Here is a 19395-nt window from a genome sequence, read left to right on the forward strand (position 1 = left end):
ATTCAATCTCTTTATTTTTTTGCAAATACTTAATTAGTTATCATAAATAAGTAATATTATAATTTGAATTTCTTAATAAGCCCAACCATGGTTTGTGTCATGGAAGAAAGCTCCTGTGCTGATACTGCAACTTCTTCAGAAGAAGAGTTTAATTCTTCAGAAGAGGCTGCTATTTCTTCAGAAGAGGCAGCTATTTCTTCAGATATAGCAGTAGTATCAGTAATTTTCCCTATGATAGTATTCTTTTCAACATCAATATTTTTAACAGAATTAGTTACTGAGTCTATTCTTGGTATTACATCATTAATTTGCTTAATAATATTATTAAAGGAAGCGGTCGCATCTTCAATAGAATTCAGTTCAACATTTAATTCATTATTCATGGTGTTAGTTGTATTAACAATTATTTTAGTATCACTTGAAATACCTGAAGTGATGTTATCAATTTGCCCAGCAGAAGACTTAGATTGTTCTGCTAATTTTCTTATTTCATCTGCTACTACTGCAAAGCCTTTTCCAGCTTCTCCAGCTCGAGCAGCTTCAATTGCAGCGTTAAGTGCTAAAAGGTTTGTTTGATCTGCAATATCATTAATTAAGTCTGTAATTTCATTCACCTTATTAACATTTTTGTCGAGGTGAAGCATTTTATCTGCAAATGAGTTAAAAGAGTCCGCCATATTGTTTATAGAAGTAACTGTAGTCCTCATCTTTGAACTACTTTCTATAGCTAGTCCGATCATGTTTTTAGATTTTAAATTTATATCTGAAATAGAGTATGCAATACATTCAATCTCACTGCCTAATTTATTTAGAATAGTATTAATAGATTGCATATCTTCTGCTTGACTTCCAGTACCTTGTGCAGTTTCTTGAATTGCTGTAGAGATATTATTTGTTACAGCGGCCATTTCTTCAGAAACTGCTGATAAATTACTTGAATGACTGTCTATTTTTTCAGATTGTGAATTTATAGTTTTAAGTATAGTCCGTATATTCTCTACACTAGTTGCTAAGGCACTTTCCATAATTCCAAATTCATTTTTATTACCAGTGCTTAACTCTATAGAAAAATCCCCTAAAGCAACGGCTTCTAAGTTATTTATCATATTATGGGATGATTTTATTATTGTTTTTATTAATATTACTGAAGTCATGGTTAATATTAATACTATTAGAATGAGAAGAATTATAAAGATATAAATACTATTAATAAAAACAGTATGACTATCTTTGTTAACTTGAGCTGCAGTTGCTTGGTCATTGGCCATAGCAGTGTTTATAAGAGGTGATATTTTATCACCTAAGTCCCCAAAGGCTTTAGCATCTTCTGAAGATAATTTGCCTCCAGCCTTTATAGAATCTATGTTTTTATTCCACAGATTGATATATTGGTTATAATAATTACTAAGTTCTTTTATAGCTTCTAATTTGTCAGGATTCTTAGTATCTTGAACATAAGAAGCGATGTTTGTCTTTACAATATTATCATGATTATTTATAAGATCATTTTCATTTTGGGTGTAGCCACTATGGCTAATAGATGTTGCGTTTAAGCGGATATTTAAAAAACTTGATCTAATAGCAGCTAAACGTGATATGGAAATTAAATTTTGATCATACATAGTATCAAGGTTACTATTGATTTTATACATATTCATAATCCCCAGAGCACCAATGCTGAAAGTTAATATTAATGATAAACTGGACATAGCGAGTATAAGACTTCTTAATTTCATATTATTTAATAGCTTAAACATGGTATGGTTGTCCCCCTTTGTAAATTATCCTTTGCAATTAAAGTAAAACGTTTACTGAAATGAGTTTACATAACACAAAATAAAATTATTTATTATAATTAAAACCTCCTAATGATAGAATAATTTTGTTTGATTTATTATTAGATTAAAAAAACAATTAAAGTTTCTTTTAAGTGAATTCTATATGAGAATGAATATCCAATCAACGATTAATCTATGGAGATAACGGTAAAAATTTCACCTAAAGAAATATTTGATTTATTCGCTACTAAATGAGGATAGAAATTATTAAAAAATTTAACCGTGTATTTGTTAATTAGTTCAGGGATATACTTATATGGTAAAAAAAATACGAGATTTGAATTTCGGAACTTAATTGGGAGAAAGTTTCAAGAAAGGGAATGAGATTTAGTTATTAGAAGTGAAATATTCAAGAATGAAAATAGACGGTTGAAGTAAAATTTAATTTTATCTTCACCGGCATTAGTTTTACTCTTTAGGAATTTATAATATCATAATGTTGTGGATAACATTATGAGTTTGAATTATAATCTAAGGATTTACTTTAGGGTTTTAAGTTCAACTAATAACTTATACATCAGTGAAAATGTCCAGAAACCGACATTTTCACACATGCATAAATTAATTTTCCTATAAGAAAACCCTATGGACTCCCCTAAAGAGTAAAAAAAGAATTGGTCGCCTGCCAAATTTTCCTCACATGCGTTTGGAAAGGCAGATGCGAGAAAAAAATCGACGGCACATAATCACCTTGACGATTTTTTTATAAACAACTATTCAGTTGTATAATAACCTTTTTCACTCATATAATTAAAAATCTGCTCACCATGCTCTTGTTCTTCTTTTTGTATATGATTTAAAGTTTGCCTAATGTTGTGGTCTTTAAATTCAAAAATTGATGTATTGTAGGTTGAAGAAACATACTTTTCTGCTGTTAATGCATCTTGGCAAAAATCACAGTCTTTTTGGCTGAAGCCTGTTGTTGATTTGACATTCTGTTGTTGATTTTGCTGACTTTGTTGGCCTTGCTGTCCTTGTTGATTAACATTCGGAACTTGACCATTAAGTATACTATTTATAGTATTTAAATGTTGATTTTCATGCTCAAGAATAGAAGAGAATAGTTGTTTTAATTTTGGATCTTCTGCCTCATTAGAATATTTAGTATATTTTTTTATACATAAGTCCTCATGAGATTTCTCATCCTTAAGAAGAAGGGTCTCTTTTTGTGTTAATGTTGCCATAAATTCCACCTCTTTAATTTTGATATATTAAATAAGAATACAAGTAATATTCAAAACTATTGTTTGAAAAATAAATAAAAAATATACACACTCTAATTATTAATAGAAGTATTAATTTTTATCTATTTTGCATTTAAAGCAGCTAAGTTCAGTAAATTCCATGGTTTGTTGAAGTGTGGTTGGAAAAAGAAATCTAAAAAAGCAAGTTCGTCAATAGTCATTTCATTTTGTATTACGACAGACATGGTATTTATAAGCTGAGTTAAATCAGTTTTTGAAATAATCTGCGCACCAAGGATGATTTCCGTATTAGTTTCATAAATGATTTTTATAGTTACAGCGTCAAATGATGGCATGAATTCTGGCCTATAATTATCAGTTACTGATGTTATTTTAATGCCATATCCAGCTTTTTTTGCAGCTTCTTCAGTAAGCCCAGTTGAAGCAATATTATACTCATAGATTTTTATTCCTGAAGTTCCCTGAGTGCCTAAATATTTAGTAGTTGGAATAACTAAGTTTCTTCCTATAAGAGTACCCATTCGAACAGCATTGGTAGCAAGGGGGATATATTCTCTTTCACCAGTCGGATTATAAGTTACAGCACAACAATCTCCAGCAGCAAAAACACCTTCCTTACTTGCGCGCATATATTCATCAACGATAATCGCTCCGTTTGGAAGCATATCTAATTTCCCTTTGAATAAATCTGTACTTGGCCTAAAACCAATACATAGAATTACAAGATCAGCTTCATATTCGCCTTTATTTGTTATGACTTTTGTAACTTTGCCATCTATGCCTTCAAATCTTGTTACAGTTTCTCCTAAAGCAAGCTCAACACCTCTATTTCTAAAGGCCATTTCTGCTAAACTAGTAAATTCTTTATCAAGATATTTACTTAAAATCCTATCTAAGCTATCAATTAAAGTGACCTTCTTGCCATTAAGTTCAAAGGCTTCTGCAAGTTCAACACCTATATATCCGGCTCCGATAACTACTATCTTGCTGGAGTCTTTAGCCTTTTCAATAATAGTAGTAGAGTGATTGTAATTTTTAGAAAGTAATATATTATCTAAATCAATTCCTTCTATGGAAGGAATTATTGGCCAAGAACCTGTAGTTATAATTAGTTTATCAAAGATATCCTCAAATTCTTCATTGGATTTTAAGTTTTTTACTTTAAGTATCCTACTATCCATATCTATATCTAATACATCATGAGACATTTTTGTTTTTACCCCAAGATCAGCTAAGGCTTCAGGAGAACTATAAAATAAACCTTTAGGATCTGAAACAATTCCACCTACATATAATGCAATGCCGCAAGATAAGAAGGAAATATTATCATTTCTTTCATAGACTGTTATGCTAGCATCCGGATACCTCTTCGCAACGTTTATTATTGCAGCTGTACCAGCATGAGTACAACCGATAACTGCTATCCTCATTTTACTTCTCCTTTCAATTTAAGAAATATAATATTATTTTTTCAATAGAAGATAATTATATTCTGTGTTTAATTTAGAAAGTTAAATTAAGATAAGTAAGAGATAATTATGTAATAAATTGTAGTTGTTGGAAGTTTTAAATAGCTAAGAATATCGAAAAGGATAGATGTTTAATTGAATTAATAATTTAATATAAGATTAACGTTAAATATATGTATTTTAACTTCAAATTTGGGAAAATGCTATTGAGTATTATCAGAAATTACAATATAATTGTATCATGATAATTATTATGTAGTTTTCTAGTGAAATTATCTATGATTATATTAGAGAAATCTAATTAGCATGTGTTAATGAAAGGGTAGGTGGAAATATGAGCAGTGTAAACGTTGTAATAGTTGATGATTCTCCTTTCCAAATTTCAATCCTTACGGATTTATTGACAGAAAGTGGATTCAATGTTATTGGAAGTGCTAGTTCTTTAGAAGAGGTAATTGAGGTTACTAAGACTTTGAAGCCAAACTTAGTAACAATGGATATGACTATTCCAGGAACTGATGGACTTGAATGTACAAGAGCAATACATAAAATTGATCCTAACGTAAAAGTAATAGTTGTTAGTTCAATGATGGATGAAGAAATTGTAAGAAAAGCTAAAAAGAATCGTGTTTCAGGATACGTTCAGAAGCCAGTTGATAGTGAGGAAATAACATTATTAATAAATAGAGTTATGGCAAATGAGGAATTGTTTTTAGAATTAGAAGGGTTATATTCTAAAGTATTTAAGGAGGCATTATTAGATTTATTTAATAAGCTTACAAAGACAGTACCTGAAGTGACTGAGGAAAATAATATAGATGTAGAGAAAAGCAGTAGGGGAATATCTGTAGTACTAGGTATTATAGGAAAATGTTCTGGAAGAATGATTTTTGATATGTCATTTGAAACAGCTGAAAATATCTCTAAAATATTATTAAAGAGAGATCCTAAAAATAGTGAAGAAATTCTAAATGTAATGGGTGAGATATCTAATATGGCAGCAGGTAATGCTTGCTCAATGATGAACAAAAAGAATAAGATATTTGGACTTAGAGTTGCACCACCAACTATATTTCATGGAGAATCAATTAATATATCAAAGGCAGAATTAGAAACTACATATACTGCAGAAGTTAAAACAGCATTTGGAGACATGTCCATAAATGTAGGTTTTGGAAGAGGTGATGATGAATGGATGTCAAGCATATAAATCCTTTTTTAGATTCATTTTTAAATGTTATGCCTCAAGTAGGTTTGACAGATGTTCAAAAGAAAGGAATCAGCTTAAAGGGTAGATTTATAGAAAGCCCTGGAGTAATGATTATTCTAGGAATAATGGGAGATATTAAAGGTAATGTTATTTACGGAACTAGTATAGAAAGTGCGAAGAAAATAGCATCTTCAATGATGATGGGAATGCCAGTAAATGAACTTGATGAATTAGCTCAGAGCGCTATCTCAGAATTAACAAATATGTTAACAGCAAATGCAGCAATTAATTTTTCTAAAGAAAACATTGAAATTAACATTTCAACGCCTACATTGGTACATGGAGAATTTACAGCAAACTCTAGTTCAGATAAAGTTGTTTGTGTTGAAATGCAAGTAAATGACATGGTATTTGAAGTTAATATAGCACTTGAAAAAAATACTCTTTAATAATGTTAATAATGAACTGACATCATACATTGGTGTCAGTTTTTTTACTTTTTAGAGGAATTTATAATATTTTAAGATTGAGACCATTTATATAGAGAAAACTACCACTTATATAAGAACTGTAGTTAAGCTGCAAAATATATTTTATACTTTAAGTAACAAAGAGAGAGTTTAAGGATAGAGGTGAATTGTTTGAAGGTAGAAGTAAAGATAGAAGAAGATATAAAGGAATGTAAAGTAGTCATCTTCACTAATGAAATTACAGAGGAAGTTCAAGAAGTGATTAATAAACTTAAGAATAATCAAAATAAAGTTTTTAATGGAACCATGAATCAGAAAATATATTTATTAAATCCAAAAGAAATATATTATTTCTATGCTGAAAACCAAAAGGTACTAGCTAAAACTGAAAAAGCTATATTACAAATAAAACTGAAGTTATATGAGATTGAAGAGCAGGTTAGTGGGACAAATTTCATAAGAATTTCAAACTCAGTAATAGCTAATGTGGATAAAATAAAAAATTTAGAGATGTCCCTAAATGGAACTATGTGCATTAAATTTTTAAACGGTGATATTGAATATTCATCACGAAGATATGTAAGTAAGATAAAAAGCTATCTAGGATTATAGAGGAGGTAAGGCTATGAAATTAAAAGATGTTATAGGAAGAGGTCTCAAAGGAATAGTGATTGGAGTATTTTTGATTCAAACTATAGGTGTATTAATGATGTTATTCTCAAAGGAATCCGCGACCTTTAGTAAAGAATTTTTAATTAATCAATATGTTGCAGCTTCAATTATTGGATTTACATTCGGCGCTTTAAATATATTATATCAATCTGAAAAATTAGGCTTAATAGGAGCAACCATATTACATTTTATTGGAGTTTCACTGGTTTATATCCCTTGTGCAATAATGGCAGGATGGCTTATTAATGATTCTGAGGTAATAATCTCAACTATAACAATATTTATTGCAACTTATTTTATAGTTTGGTTAATATGTTATTTACAATGGAAAAATTATATTAAGCAAATAAATATGGAATTAAATATTAGGAGGAAGGAATAATTATGAAAAGACAAAGAATTAGAAGCACACTATTAATAATATCATTTTTATTATTCCCACTAGTTTTATATTATTTTTCACCATATCTTATAGTTATGGGGGCATCAGAAGGGGTAATTACCGGAAGCTTTATAGTTTTTGGGATAATGTTTTTAACTTCATTATTCCTTGGGAGAGGGTTTTGTGGATGGATATGTCCTGCAGGAGGACTCCAAGAATGTTGTTCTATGGCGGTAGATAAAAAAGTTAAAGGAGGTAAATTAAATTGGATAAAGTATCTAATTTGGACTCCTTGGATTATCTTAATTATAATGATGTTTATCTCAGCAGGGGGAATAAAAAAAATAGGTTTCTTTTATCAAACTTATTACGGGATATCCGTTATTAATGTACAAGCTTATGCAATTTATTACTTTGTAGTTGGAGGAATAGCCTTATTAAGTTTATCAGTAGGAAAAAGAGCATTTTGTCATTATGGCTGTTGGATGGCGCCATTTATGATAATAGGTAGCAAGATTAAAAACAAGTTTAAATATCCTTCATTACATTTAAAAGCAGATGAGAAGAAGTGCATTGATTGCAAATTATGTAATAAAAAATGCCCTATGAGCTTAGAGGTTAGTTCAATGGTTCAAAAAGGAGATATGCATAATTCTGAATGCATCTTATGTGGACAATGTGTTGATACATGTCCAAAGAATGTGATTAAGTATAGTTTTATAAAGAAATAATAAATAAAGAAAAACAGAAACCTTAAAAGGCTTCTGTTTTTAGTATTAATAAATTAAACGTTAAATAACATATCTCCATAAGTTGGTAGTGGCCAGAATTCGCTATCTACTATAGTTTCAAGCTTATCAGCATCTTCTCTTAACTCATTCATCTTTTCAAACACTTCAAATCTATAAATCATACCTAATTCGTATGCATCACCTTCGAAGTTGTCTGCCTTAGCTACAGCTTCTTCTAAAACAGCTATTTTCTTCTTTAATGAAGAAGTTAAAGTAGATACTTCAGTTAATAATTCAGTTTGAGCAGATAAATCTACACTAATACCAGTTGCATTAATTGTATTTATAGAGCCAGCAAGACTAGTTGCAAATTTAATAACTGCTGGTAATATTTGGCGCTTAGCGATTTCAAGAGTAGTTAAAGCTTCGATATTAATAGTCTTATTATAATTTTCAAGCATTATTTCATAACGAGATTCCATTTCAACTCTGCTTAATACGCCATGCTTTTCCATTACAGCTAAGTTCTTTTCAGCAATTAATGATTTAGTAGCTTCTACAGTTGATTTTATATTTGGAAGACCTCTCTTTTCAGCCTCAGCTACCCATTCATCTGAATATCCGTTACCATTGAATATTATTCTCTTATGAGATTTAACAATTTCATTAAGGATAGTTTGAATTTCAGCATCTAAATCAGAAGCTTTTTCAAGTCTATCAGCAATTCCTGATAATACTTCAGCAACTATTGTATTTAAAGTAAAGTTACAAGCTGCAATTGAAGCAGAAGATGGAACCATTCTGAATTCAAATTTATTTCCAGTGAAAGCAAATGGAGAAGTTCTGTTTCTATCAGTTGCATCCTTTGGAAGTGCAGGGAGAGTATTTACCCCTATTGTTAATTTACTTGAAGATTTTGAGCTTGTAGCTGGTCCATTTTCAATTTGTTCTAATATATCAGTTAATTGATCTCCTAAGAATATTGATATTATAGCTGGAGGAGCTTCATTAGCACCTAAACGATGGTCATTTCCAGCATTAGCAGCAGACATTCTTAATAAATCAGCATATTCATCTACAGCTTCTATAACTGCACAAAGGAATAATAAGAATTGTTGATTTTCGTGTGGAGATTTACCTGGTTCAAGTAAGTTTACTCCATCATCAGTTCCCATTGACCAGTTGTTATGCTTACCAGATCCATTTACACCTGCAAATGGTTTTTCATGCAATAAGCAATAAAGATCGTGTCTTAATGCAACTTTTTTCATAACTTCCATTGTAAGTTGATTGTGATCAGTTGCGATATTTGTTGTAGTAAATATTGGAGCTAATTCATGTTGAGCAGGAGCAACTTCATTATGCTTAGTTTTAGCTGAAATTCCAAGCTTCCAAAGTTCTTCATCAACTTCTTTCATGAATTCAGAAACTCTTTCTTTTATTGTTCCAAAGTAATGATCTTCAAGTTCTTGACCTTTTGAAGGCTTTGCACCGAATAGTGTTCTTCCAGTAAAAATAAGGTCTTTACGAGCATCATACATTTTTTTGTCGATTAAGAAGTATTCTTGTTCAGGTCCTACAGTTGTGATAACTCTTTGAGTAGTAGTGTTTCCAAGAGCTCTTAGTACACGTAAAGCTTGTTTTGATAGAGCTTCCATAGAACGTAGTAATGGAGTTTTCTTATCTAAAGCTTCTCCATTATAAGAACAGAATGCAGTTGGTATGCATAGAGAACCATCCTTTAAAAAGGCTGGTGAAGTACAATCCCAAGCAGTATATCCTCTAGCTTCAAAAGTAGCTCTTAATCCACCTGATGGGAAAGAAGAAGCATCTGGTTCCCCTTTGATTAATTCTTTTCCTGAGAATTCTAATATTACCTTTCCATCAGAGGTTGGACTAATAAAAGAATCGTGTTTTTCAGCAGTAATACCAGTTAGTGGTTGGAACCAGTGAGTAAAATGAGTTGCACCATTCTCAACTGCCCAATCTTTCATAGCAGAAGCAACAACATCAGCTACTTCAGGTGAAAGAGAAGTTCCTTCTTGAATTGTCTTTTTTAAAGCTTTATAAGTAGCCTTTGGAAGACGATCTTTCATTACGGAATCATTAAATACATATGATCCAAAAATTTCAGTGACTTTACTCATTAATAAATTCTCCTTTCAATATAGACAAGATTATATAAAATGTTATTAATTAACTTATGAAAATAATAATTATAAAAAAATTCTAGAATATAACTGATAAATTGTCAACGAAAAATATAAGAATTGTGACAAATTGTTTTTAAGTTCGTTATATTTTTGAAATTATAATAATAACAGTGGTGGAATCTAAAAATATGAATAAATGGAATAATATTACATTAAAAAAAGATAGAGCTAGAGAAAGGTTCTCTAGCTCCGTTGCTAAAAATTTACATTTTAATTCTAATATAATAAAAATTCATTAATTGCATATTATATAAACTACCATAGCTTGTATAATATTATACATTAATTATACTCGTCCAATAACATTAATTCAATATCAAAAATCAAATTTTAATATTAAATTAGCCATAAAATCAAAAATAAATTATGAACTTCTTATGAAGGATTATGTTTGTTAAGAACTTTTTATAAAGGATTATTTTAGGTCTCTAATCTTATTAGGTGAAATATTTTTATATCTTTTAAATATCCTACTAAAATAATTGCTATCATTAAACCCTACGCACAAGGCAACTTCATTTATATTCAAATCTTTATCTTTTAATAGTGAAATAGCTTTATTTATGCGTAAAAGATTAATATAATCAGTAAAGGTTTTGCCTGTAAATCTTTTAAATAGTCTGCAAAAATGGTGTTTACTTAGATTTGACATAGATGCAAGCTCTGAGAGAGTTATCTTTTCACTATAATGAGAATCTATATATTCTAATACTTCCTTTAAGTTATTCATACTATAAAGACTTTTTCTATTATTTTTTGATATAGATATAGATTCCAAATTGTTTCTAAGTAATATAACTATTATGCGAAATATAGAAGATTTTACAATCAATTCATATCCCAAATTCTTATTTTGAGATTCGATTATTAATGTTTGAATTTCTTCCAATAGTTCCTTGTGCTTAGGAATCTCATTGGAGAATCTAACGTTATTTTTTATTAATGCTTTAATATAATCAGTTTTATCTAAATCTTTTTGGTTTCCTAATAGAAAAGCAAAATCAATTTTTATTATATAGTAAATCAAATTAGTACATAAACACTCTATATAATGGGCATCGTTATTGTTTATTACTATTAAGTCATCTTTTTTTGCAGCAATATGTTTAGAATTACAGTGAACTATACATTCCCCATTTGCTATATAACATAACATAAAGTGATCATGAAAGTGACTTTCTACAATTGGACCAGGTTCAGCATGTTCATAACATCTAATTTTTATAGGAAATTCTATGTTAATATCGTAATCAATTTTCATTTTAGGACTATCTAAATTTGATAGAGATGTAGAATTCATAATAATTCCTTTCTTAAAGTAAAAATCAATATAATGCTATTTTGGAGCAACTTTATTAATGAAATTACTTAGATTAATGTTTATAATGGTATATAAAAATACTAAATTTAAAGCTTTTATGTTGAAAAAAATTAGGAATATAGAAATTAGATATTTTTAAAAACTAATTCTATAATATCAATTTTATACTAATAATTAGCTAATAAACAAGTAGAAAGGTTTTGAGTTTTATGACGTCAGTAAATACATCACAATTATTAGAAAATAGATCATTAGCATTTTTGCTATTTGCACGTATAATAGGAGCATTTTCAGTTCAAATGGTTACTATTGCAGTAGGGTGGCAGATATATTCAATTACTGATAGTGCTTTTTATCTAGGTTTAGTTGGATTGGTGGAGTTTGTTCCAATGTTTCTTCTTACCATTGTTGTTGGATATGTGGCAGATAGATTTAATAGAAAGATTATAATTTGCTTGTGCAAATCATTAGAAGGAATAGCAGTTCTCTTCTTAGCTTTTGCTAGTTATAAAGGGATAATTACTAAAGAAATAATTCTTGTAACAGTCTCTATATTAGGAATAGTTAATGCATTTCAGGGTCCTCCAATGCAATCAATGTTACCTAATATAGTTAGTAAAGAGAGTTTTCCTAGAGCAGCTGCATTATTGGCATCAGCATTCCAGTTTGCAACAATAATGGGACCAGCTGTTGGAGGGATATTATATTCGTTAGGGGCAAATGTTGTATATACTATTGCAGGCGTATTATCTCTTTGTACAAGCTTTCTTATTTCACTAATAACATTAAGAAAGCAACAAGAGAAAGCAGATGCAGCAACTATTAAAACATTATTTGCAGGAATTTCATTCATAAAGAGTAAACCTATAATTCTTGGTGCAATATCCTTAGATCTTTTTGCGGTGCTATTTGGGGGAGCTACAGCAGTATTACCAGTATTTGCAAGTAAAATTTTGATGGTAGGACCAATAGGATTAGGTGTTATGCGTTCAGCACCTGCAGTAGGTGCGTTACTTATGTCAATTGTATTGGCAAGAAGACCATTAAAAAGAAGAGTAGGACATATTATGTTTACTGCAGTAATATTTTTTGGAATAGCTACTATACTATTCTCACTATCAAAATCATTTGTTTTATCTTTAGCATTTCTTTTTGTTCTTGGAGCATCAGATGTAATTAGCGTAGTTATAAGATCTACATTGGTACAGTTAGAAACTCCAGATAATATGAGAGGAAGGGTGAGTTCAGTTAATCAAATGTTTATAGGAACATCAAATCAGCTAGGAGAATTTGAATCGGGATTAACAACAGCATGGTTTGGACCTGTGAATGCAGTTTTAATTGGGGGAATAGGTACAATAGTTGTGGTACTTTTGTGGATAAAATTATTTCCTAAACTTTGGAGTGTTGATAAATTAGAAAATAGTTAATAAATTAGTACATATTAAGAAATAAAATACAGTAAGATAGATGGTGTGAAGTCTTAAGGACTTCACATCTTTTTTTTATAAAAAGAAATTGAAAATTATAAATAGGAACAAAATACCGCTTATTGAGTAATTGATTTAGGACAAAATAAAATTACTATTGATGAATTTGGGGTGTTACACTTGAAGAAAAAAAATTTAAGAGAAGCAATATGTTTTTTATGTATTTTTAGTATTATTTCATGTTTATTTCCTATTTGTTGTAAAGCTGATAATAAAAAGAATAATAATGCAATTTTAATTGATTTAAATGAAGAGAGACTTTATTTAATAAATAAGGATAGAAATACAATTATTAAGAGTTATATTGTGGCAAGTGGAAAATCTAATACTCCATCACCTATAGGAACTTGGAAGGTTATTAGCATGGGTGCTTGGAGTGGAGGCTTTGGAACCAGATGGATTGGATTAAATGTTCCTTGGGGTAAATATGGAATTCATGGTACGAACAATCCTGGGTCAATTGGTTCTGAGGCGTCCCATGGGTGTATAAGAATGTTTAACAAAGATATTGAAGAATTATACGAAAAAGTTTCATATGGAATGATAGTAACAATATATGCAGGACCTTATGGTCCTTTCGGGAAAGGACTAAAGATATTAAAACCAGGTGATAGAGGGGCAGATGTCCTTGAAATACAAAGAATATTAAAAGAAAAAGGATATTACTTTGGAAAAGTTGATGGAGTTTATGGGGAAACCATGAAGAAAAGTATAATGGAATATAGATTGGAAAATAATTTATCTATTAATCATTTTATAGATAAAGAACTATATAAAAGTCTAGGAATAAGACTAATTGATTAGGTAGCTTCAGATTAATGAAGCTACCTAATTAATTTTAGTTGTAAGGATTAACTCACTAGAGATATATAATAATTAACATATATATGAAAATTGTTATATTTATATAAGTTATAAACTATATATTAATATATTGGTAATAGCGGGGGAGTAAAAATGAAAAAATACATTAGAATTCTTTTGATAGCTGCAGTAGTTTTCATTACTTTTGGACAAGCTAATAATATTGAAAAATCAACAGCAAAGCTTTTGAATCAGGTAGGGATTCAATATGCTATTTGTGATTACGACAATGTAAAAGCAGATGTTGGTAACAATAATAATCAAAAAAAGCCTTCTAGTAACAAGGCTAAATCTAGTAGTTCTAAAAGTACAACAAATAGTAAGTCGAAAAAATCATTCATTGGAGGAGGACTATCAATAGGAGCAATAGTTTTAATTGGTATAGTACTATTGATAGTTTTTGTACTAAAAAGAAAGGGTGCAATTAAGCAAGAAGACATAGATAACTTTAAAGATTTTCTTAATGATGAGAATAACGATGGAGATATTTCACCAAGTGTTAGACAGGAAGTAGCAGATAATACAGTAGCAATTAGAAATGAAATCGTAAAGATGGATCCATTATTCTCACCTGATAAATTTATAGGCTGGAGCCAGGAGGTATTTGTATCATTACAAGAAGCTTGGACCTCAAGAGATTGGGCGAAGATAAGACCATTTGAAAAAGAAGAGCTATTTAGAATGCATGAATTACAATTACAAGAATATAAGAAAATGCATAGAATTAATGTGGTTGAACGTATTTCAGTTAATCAATCATATCTATTTAAGTATGTAAGAGATGCAGAGTATGAATATTTAACTGTATACTTACATGCATCAATGAATGATTACATTATAGATGAAAATACCCGAGAGATAGTTAAAGGAGACGATGAAACAAGATTCACTAACAAATATCTTTTGACATTTATGAGGAATGTAGGGGTGAAGACTGATCCTGCTACAAGCAATATGAGTACAAAACAATGTCCACATTGTGGAGCACCAATTCAAGTTACAAGTGCTGGTAAATGTGAGTACTGTGATTTTATTGTAACAACAGGAGAGCATGATTGGGTATTAAGCGATTTAGACTGTATAAATGAAGATACCCAAGTAGGAAATGGTGGAGTATTTATAAATTAACTATCAAATATAAATAAAGGTGGAGGATTAAAAAAATGGGGATAATAGCGGCAGCGGCAAATGCAATTAAAGGTACATTAAAGGATCAATATAAAGAGTTTATGTACTGTGATTCAATGCCTATGGATGTACTTGTGAGAAAAGGACAAAATAAAAGATTAGATGGAAGTACAAATAGAGGAAATGATAATATTATAACAGATGGTTCCAGATTAGTGGTTTCAGATTCACAGTGTATGATAATAGTAGAAGATGGAAAGATAATTGATTTTTGCGCTGAACCAGGCGAATATATTTACAATACAGGAACATCACCATCGATGTTAACAGGCGGAATGAAGGAATTAAAGGATGGCTTCATGAAAAGCATAGGAACTGCCATGGATAGGTTTAAAGCAGGTGGACAGCAAGACCATGATCAAAGAGTTTACTACGTAAATATGAAGGAACTAATGGGAAATAAAATAGGAGCAGGTGATATTCCGTTTAGGGATAGTGAGTTTAATTTTACTATTAAACTAAGATGCTTTGGAGAATATTCCTATAAGATTACCAATCCAATAATGTTTTATACTAATGTTTGTGGAAATATAGGCTACGAATTTACCAGAGATCAGATAGACTCTCAATTTAAGTCAGAGATACAAAATAATTTACAATATGCTTTAGGTAAAATAGGATTAAAAGGGATCCCATATGACCAGCTTACATTATTTACAAAAGAACTAGCTCAAGCTTTGAATTCTGAAATGACTACTGAATGGGTAGAGAAAAGAGGTATATCAGTAGTATCTTTTGCGTTGGCATCAGTAACACCTGATGCAGATAGTGCAAAAAAGATAGAAGAATTCCAAAGTACAAGAGTTTATACAGATCCAAGAATGCTTGCAGCAAGTTATATACAATCAAAGGGTGCTGCACTTGAAAAAGCTGCATCAAATAAAGCTGGAGCTATGACTGGTTTCATGGGAATGGGATTTGCTCAACAAGCAGGCGGTAATGGAGGTTTTGATGAGGCACAGCTATTTAATTCATTAACCCAAAATCCACAGCAAGAACAAAAGCTAAAAGAAGAAAGTGCCCCAGTTCAAAGTAAACCTCAAACATCTCAACCTTCTCAAACTTGGACATGCGAATGTGGAACAGAAAATACTGGGAAGTTCTGTATGGAGTGTGGGAAAACAGCCCCAGTACCAGTCAAAGCAGCAAATACATGGATTTGTCAATGTGGTACTGAGAATACAGGAAAGTTTTGTGGAGAGTGTGGTGCAAAAAAACCACTTGATAGTAAGTGTGAAACCTGCGGCTATGAAGCAGATAAACCATTTAAATTCTGTCCAGAATGCGGAGCAGAAAATAAAATATGATTTATAAACTGAAAGATAAAGCTTTTAAGCTTTATCTTTTTTAGTTTATAAAAGAGGAAGTGAACTTAAGATAATAACTATTGTTAAAAGAAGTAGAATCAATAGAATAAGAATAGATTGCAAAGCTCAAAATAGAAGGGAAAATATATAATAAAAAATAATGAGTTTAAAAGAATATAAACAAAGCAGTGGAGGTAAAAGCATGAGGAGGGATGAAGTTGATAGTTACTTAAGGGTTTTAAATACATATAATAAAGTAGAGTTTTTATTCTCAACGATAATGTATAGTGCTGGCCCAACATTAACTAAAGAAAAAGCAGCTTCATTGGTTATATTTTGTAATGATAAACGTAATCTACAAAAAGATTGGGAGAGCTTTAAAGACGAGGTTAAAGATAAATTAGGTATAAAATTCTTAGAACTTAAAAAGGATCAAAAAAGTACAGTTGTATTATTCTATAATGAAGAGATTTTAAATAAAATCTTGAGTGAAAAAAGGGTTATAGAGTTTTTAAAGAATCTTGGATATAAGAGGGAAATGTCAATAAATGAATGTTTATTAGTTCTAAAGGCACGATATAGAGAATTTTGCCCCCATGAAATTGGAATTTTTCTAGGATATCCATTAGATGATGTAGTTCAGTTTATGAAGGATACCAAAAAGGACTGTAAATTAGTTGGTTATTGGAAGGTATATAATAACACCGAAGAAGCTCAAAATATCTTTAAAAAGTATGATAGCATTAGAAATGACTTAGTTAGGATTATGATATCTGGAATAAAGCCTACAGAAATATTTAGATGAAGAAATACATAAATTTATTGACAGTTAAAACTACAAATAGTATTATTTGTAATAGTAAGATATATTTTATTTAGTAAATATATCTTTATGAAAGGAGATGGTATTAATGAATAACAGATTAAAGGTGGTTATGATTTAAAACTGAATATGGGCGAAAATGTAATGATTAAAATGTGATTTTATAAACATACATTTCCGCAGATTAAAGTAACCTTTCATAAAAACTTATTTGGATAAGTAACGCCGTGAAAAGGGCGTATTTTTTTTACTTAAATTTATAATATACTCATTTATCCGCAGAAGGTGACAAGTGTTTTATGATTACTCCTGCGGAATTTTTATGCCCATTTTTAGAAGGATGTTTATTTTTTGAGAGGAGTGATGTTATATGATGAATTCATTTTATATTATTAGAAAAATTAATAAACACTTGGAGGGATTAGATGAATAATAGTATTATTGAAAACTATGGTTATACAGATTTTTACGAAAAACAAATATTAGAACAAGATAATTTAGATAATGAATTGATACCAGGAAGAATTGTAGAGGTTCATAAGGAAAAGTATAAAATTATAACAGAGTATGGCGAGGTTCCAGGAAAGCTAAAAGGGTCTATTTTTTATAGCGATAAAGTAGAAAATATATACCCTACAGTTGGTGATTTTGCACTTCTAAAATACAATCCATATGGAGAGAGTACTATTTATAAGGTGCTTGAGAGAAAAACTAAATTTTCGAGGTTAGATTCATGGAATAGAATAGAGCAAGTTGTTGCAGTGAATTTTGATTATGTATTTATTATGGTATCACTTAATCAAGATTTTAATATTAAGAGAATAGAAAGATATTTAAGTACAGCTTGGCAGAGTGGAGGAATTCCTGTAATTATATTAACAAAAGCTGATCTCTATGATGATTATTATAGTCAAAAGAATGAAATCGAAAATATAGCAGTGGGAGTAGATATAATACCAGTAAGTTCTTACACAGGTCAAGGAATTGATTTATTAGGTAAATATATTAAACCTAAAAAGACAATTGTATTTTTGGGATCATCTGGTGTAGGAAAGTCATCACTTGTAAATAGAGTTTCAGGTAAAGAAGTTATGAAGGTAAATTCAATTAGAGAAGATGATAGTAAAGGTAGGCATACAACAACTCATAGACAATTAATTATGTTAGATAATGGTACTATGATAATTGATACTCCTGGAATGAGGGAATTGGAAATGTGGAATGTAACAGATGGGTTAGACATTGCATTCTCTGAAATTGAAGAACTAGCAGTTAAGTGTAAATTTAGAGATTGTAATCATCAAAGTGAACCTGGTTGTGCTGTTAAAGCTGCATTAGATAACGGTGAATTATCAAAGGATCGTTGGAATAATTATTTGAAGTTAAAAAAGGAAGCTGAATTTGCTAAGAGAAAGGAAGAAGCTAATATTAGACAACAACAAAAAAAATTAAAAAAGATATAGATTAATTAAAAGCTGCCTTAAAGTGTTAAGGCAGCTTAATAAAACAAGAAAGTATAATTTTTAATTGATAATTACTATTGACAATAAATGAATGAACATTTATTATAGAATAAAATAGAGGTGAGTTAATGAGAAAGAAAGATGATGAAAAACAAAAGAAAATAAAAGAAGCTGTTATTAAGTTAACCCTTCATGAAGGTTTTCATGGTGCATCAATTTCTAAAATTGCAAAAGAAGCTGGAGTTTCACCTGCAACAGTGTATATCTATTATGATAATAAAGAAGTAATGCTTAGGGATATTTATAGAGAATATTCAGAAGAAGTATTTGAATATTTATTAAGTAAACTTAAAAATGAAGTGGATGGAAAGAAAATAATAGAACAGCTTATTAGAAATTATTATTCATATATAAATGAAAATGAAGAAGTTTTTCATTTCGTTGATCAATTCTCAAGTTGTCCAGCACTGTCTAATAATTGTAAAGGGAAGTCTGGAATATGTATTCTTTATAAGTTGTTAGATGATATGAAGGATAAGAAAATCATTAAAAATTATAGAAATGAAAATATAGTTGCAATATTATTTTCACCACTAAAAGCAATTACTATTAACAAAAATGATAATGATAAGGAAAAAGAGCTAATTGAAGAAATGATACAAATAATTCAATATGCTCTATTAGTATAAGTAAATGATTCATTTATTTTGCGAGGCTATTTTTATAATATTATAATAAATAATCTCGTT

At 29.8% G+C, this 19395-nt stretch carries 17 protein-coding genes; 12 read left to right on the forward strand and 5 right to left on the reverse strand.

Features of this window, described 5'->3' with window-relative positions:
* Nucleotides 1-56: 56 nt before the first annotated feature.
* The 3 genes from JK634_RS02740 to JK634_RS02750 all read right to left on the reverse strand — a co-directional run bounded on the left by JK634_RS02740 (nt 57) and on the right by JK634_RS02750 (nt 4473).
* Entirely contained in the window at nt 57-1757 is a 1701-nt protein-coding gene (locus JK634_RS02740) for a methyl-accepting chemotaxis protein (protein ID WP_202766090.1), read from the reverse strand.
* Nucleotides 1758-2551: 794 nt separating this feature from the next.
* Complete coding sequence (locus JK634_RS02745) at nt 2552-3022, reverse strand: spore coat protein (RefSeq protein ID WP_202766091.1); 471 nt, start codon at nt 3020-3022, stop codon at nt 2552-2554.
* Nucleotides 3023-3144: 122 nt separating this feature from the next.
* Nucleotides 3145-4473, reverse strand: coding sequence for an FAD-dependent oxidoreductase (locus tag JK634_RS02750; protein WP_202766092.1), 1329 nt, complete (start codon nt 4471-4473; stop codon nt 3145-3147).
* 373 nt (nt 4474-4846) lie between these two features.
* On the opposite strand from JK634_RS02750, the gene JK634_RS02755 reads away from it, so the two are divergent.
* The 5 genes from JK634_RS02755 (at nt 4847) to JK634_RS02775 (ending at nt 7977) form a co-directional block, all read left to right on the forward strand.
* Nucleotides 4847-5722: a response regulator gene (locus JK634_RS02755; RefSeq protein ID WP_202766093.1), complete on the forward strand. Its 876-nt coding sequence runs from the start codon at nt 4847-4849 to the stop codon at nt 5720-5722.
* On the forward strand, nt 5704-6171 hold the full coding sequence (locus JK634_RS02760; RefSeq protein WP_202766094.1) for a chemotaxis protein CheX: 468 nt from the start codon (nt 5704-5706) through the stop codon (nt 6169-6171). Before JK634_RS02755 ends, JK634_RS02760 begins: the two co-directional genes overlap by 19 nt.
* Before the next feature lie 183 nt (nt 6172-6354).
* Nucleotides 6355-6804, forward strand: coding sequence for a LytTR family DNA-binding domain-containing protein (locus JK634_RS02765; RefSeq protein ID WP_338031203.1), 450 nt, complete (start codon nt 6355-6357; stop codon nt 6802-6804).
* A 13-nt stretch (nt 6805-6817) separates the two neighbouring features.
* Nucleotides 6818-7246, forward strand: coding sequence for a DUF3021 domain-containing protein (locus JK634_RS02770; RefSeq protein ID WP_202766096.1), 429 nt, complete (start codon nt 6818-6820; stop codon nt 7244-7246).
* A gap of 2 nt (nt 7247-7248) precedes the next feature.
* Nucleotides 7249-7977, forward strand: a complete 729-nt coding sequence (locus tag JK634_RS02775; protein ID WP_202766097.1) for a 4Fe-4S binding protein — start codon at nt 7249-7251, stop codon at nt 7975-7977.
* 53 nt (nt 7978-8030) lie between these two features.
* On the opposite strand, the gene JK634_RS02780 is transcribed toward JK634_RS02775, so the two are convergent.
* Nucleotides 8031-10124, reverse strand: coding sequence for a glutamine synthetase III family protein (locus JK634_RS02780; RefSeq protein ID WP_202766098.1), 2094 nt, complete (start codon nt 10122-10124; stop codon nt 8031-8033).
* A gap of 481 nt (nt 10125-10605) precedes the next feature.
* Nucleotides 10606-11490 carry an AraC family transcriptional regulator gene (locus JK634_RS02785; protein WP_202766099.1) on the reverse strand — a complete coding sequence of 295 codons (885 nt, stop codon included), beginning with the start codon at nt 11488-11490 and terminating at the stop codon, nt 10606-10608.
* Between the two features lie 230 nt (nt 11491-11720).
* On the opposite strand from JK634_RS02785, the gene JK634_RS02790 reads away from it, so the two are divergent.
* The 7 genes from JK634_RS02790 to JK634_RS02820 all read left to right on the forward strand — a co-directional run bounded on the left by JK634_RS02790 (nt 11721) and on the right by JK634_RS02820 (nt 19335).
* Nucleotides 11721-12941, forward strand: a complete 1221-nt coding sequence (locus JK634_RS02790; RefSeq protein ID WP_202766100.1) for an MFS transporter — start codon at nt 11721-11723, stop codon at nt 12939-12941.
* A gap of 171 nt (nt 12942-13112) precedes the next feature.
* Complete coding sequence (locus JK634_RS02795) at nt 13113-13805, forward strand: L,D-transpeptidase family protein (protein WP_338031204.1); 693 nt, start codon at nt 13113-13115, stop codon at nt 13803-13805.
* 153 nt (nt 13806-13958) lie between these two features.
* Nucleotides 13959-14993, forward strand: coding sequence for a Tim44 domain-containing protein (locus JK634_RS02800; protein ID WP_202766102.1), 1035 nt, complete (start codon nt 13959-13961; stop codon nt 14991-14993).
* A gap of 35 nt (nt 14994-15028) precedes the next feature.
* A complete protein-coding gene (locus tag JK634_RS02805) occupies nt 15029-16360 on the forward strand; it encodes an SPFH domain-containing protein (protein WP_202766103.1) in 1332 nt (443 codons plus the stop codon).
* 202 nt (nt 16361-16562) lie between these two features.
* Nucleotides 16563-17165 carry a DUF3793 family protein gene (locus JK634_RS02810; RefSeq protein ID WP_202766104.1) on the forward strand — a complete coding sequence of 201 codons (603 nt, stop codon included), beginning with the start codon at nt 16563-16565 and terminating at the stop codon, nt 17163-17165.
* Between the two features lie 443 nt (nt 17166-17608).
* Nucleotides 17609-18646, forward strand: coding sequence for a ribosome small subunit-dependent GTPase A (rsgA, locus tag JK634_RS02815; RefSeq protein WP_202766105.1), 1038 nt, complete (start codon nt 17609-17611; stop codon nt 18644-18646).
* 128 nt (nt 18647-18774) lie between these two features.
* Entirely contained in the window at nt 18775-19335 is a 561-nt protein-coding gene (locus JK634_RS02820; protein WP_202766106.1) for a TetR/AcrR family transcriptional regulator, read from the forward strand.
* Nucleotides 19336-19395: the final 60 nt, after the last annotated feature.

The organism is Clostridium paridis, assembly GCF_016765615.1.
GTDB classification, from domain to species: Bacteria; Bacillota; Clostridia; order Clostridiales; family Clostridiaceae; genus Clostridium_T; species Clostridium_T paridis.

Coding starts and splice junctions, on each gene's coding strand:
- JK634_RS02740 (WP_202766090.1), bottom strand. CDS start 1,757: ATGTTTAAGCTATTAAATAATATGAAATTAAGAAGTCTTATACTCGCT.
- JK634_RS02745 (WP_202766091.1), bottom strand. CDS start 3,022: ATGGCAACATTAACACAAAAAGAGACCCTTCTTCTTAAGGATGAGAAA.
- JK634_RS02750 (WP_202766092.1), bottom strand. CDS start 4,473: ATGAGGATAGCAGTTATCGGTTGTACTCATGCTGGTACAGCTGCAATA.
- JK634_RS02755 (WP_202766093.1), top strand. CDS start 4,847: ATGAGCAGTGTAAACGTTGTAATAGTTGATGATTCTCCTTTCCAAATT.
- JK634_RS02760 (WP_202766094.1), top strand. CDS start 5,704: ATGGATGTCAAGCATATAAATCCTTTTTTAGATTCATTTTTAAATGTT.
- JK634_RS02770 (WP_202766096.1), top strand. CDS start 6,818: ATGAAATTAAAAGATGTTATAGGAAGAGGTCTCAAAGGAATAGTGATT.
- JK634_RS02775 (WP_202766097.1), top strand. CDS start 7,249: ATGAAAAGACAAAGAATTAGAAGCACACTATTAATAATATCATTTTTA.
- JK634_RS02780 (WP_202766098.1), bottom strand. CDS start 10,124: ATGAGTAAAGTCACTGAAATTTTTGGATCATATGTATTTAATGATTCC.
- JK634_RS02785 (WP_202766099.1), bottom strand. CDS start 11,490: ATGAATTCTACATCTCTATCAAATTTAGATAGTCCTAAAATGAAAATT.
- JK634_RS02790 (WP_202766100.1), top strand. CDS start 11,721: ATGACGTCAGTAAATACATCACAATTATTAGAAAATAGATCATTAGCA.
- JK634_RS02800 (WP_202766102.1), top strand. CDS start 13,959: ATGAAAAAATACATTAGAATTCTTTTGATAGCTGCAGTAGTTTTCATT.
- JK634_RS02805 (WP_202766103.1), top strand. CDS start 15,029: ATGGGGATAATAGCGGCAGCGGCAAATGCAATTAAAGGTACATTAAAG.
- JK634_RS02810 (WP_202766104.1), top strand. CDS start 16,563: ATGAGGAGGGATGAAGTTGATAGTTACTTAAGGGTTTTAAATACATAT.
- rsgA (WP_202766105.1), top strand. CDS start 17,609: ATGAATAATAGTATTATTGAAAACTATGGTTATACAGATTTTTACGAA.
- JK634_RS02820 (WP_202766106.1), top strand. CDS start 18,775: ATGAGAAAGAAAGATGATGAAAAACAAAAGAAAATAAAAGAAGCTGTT.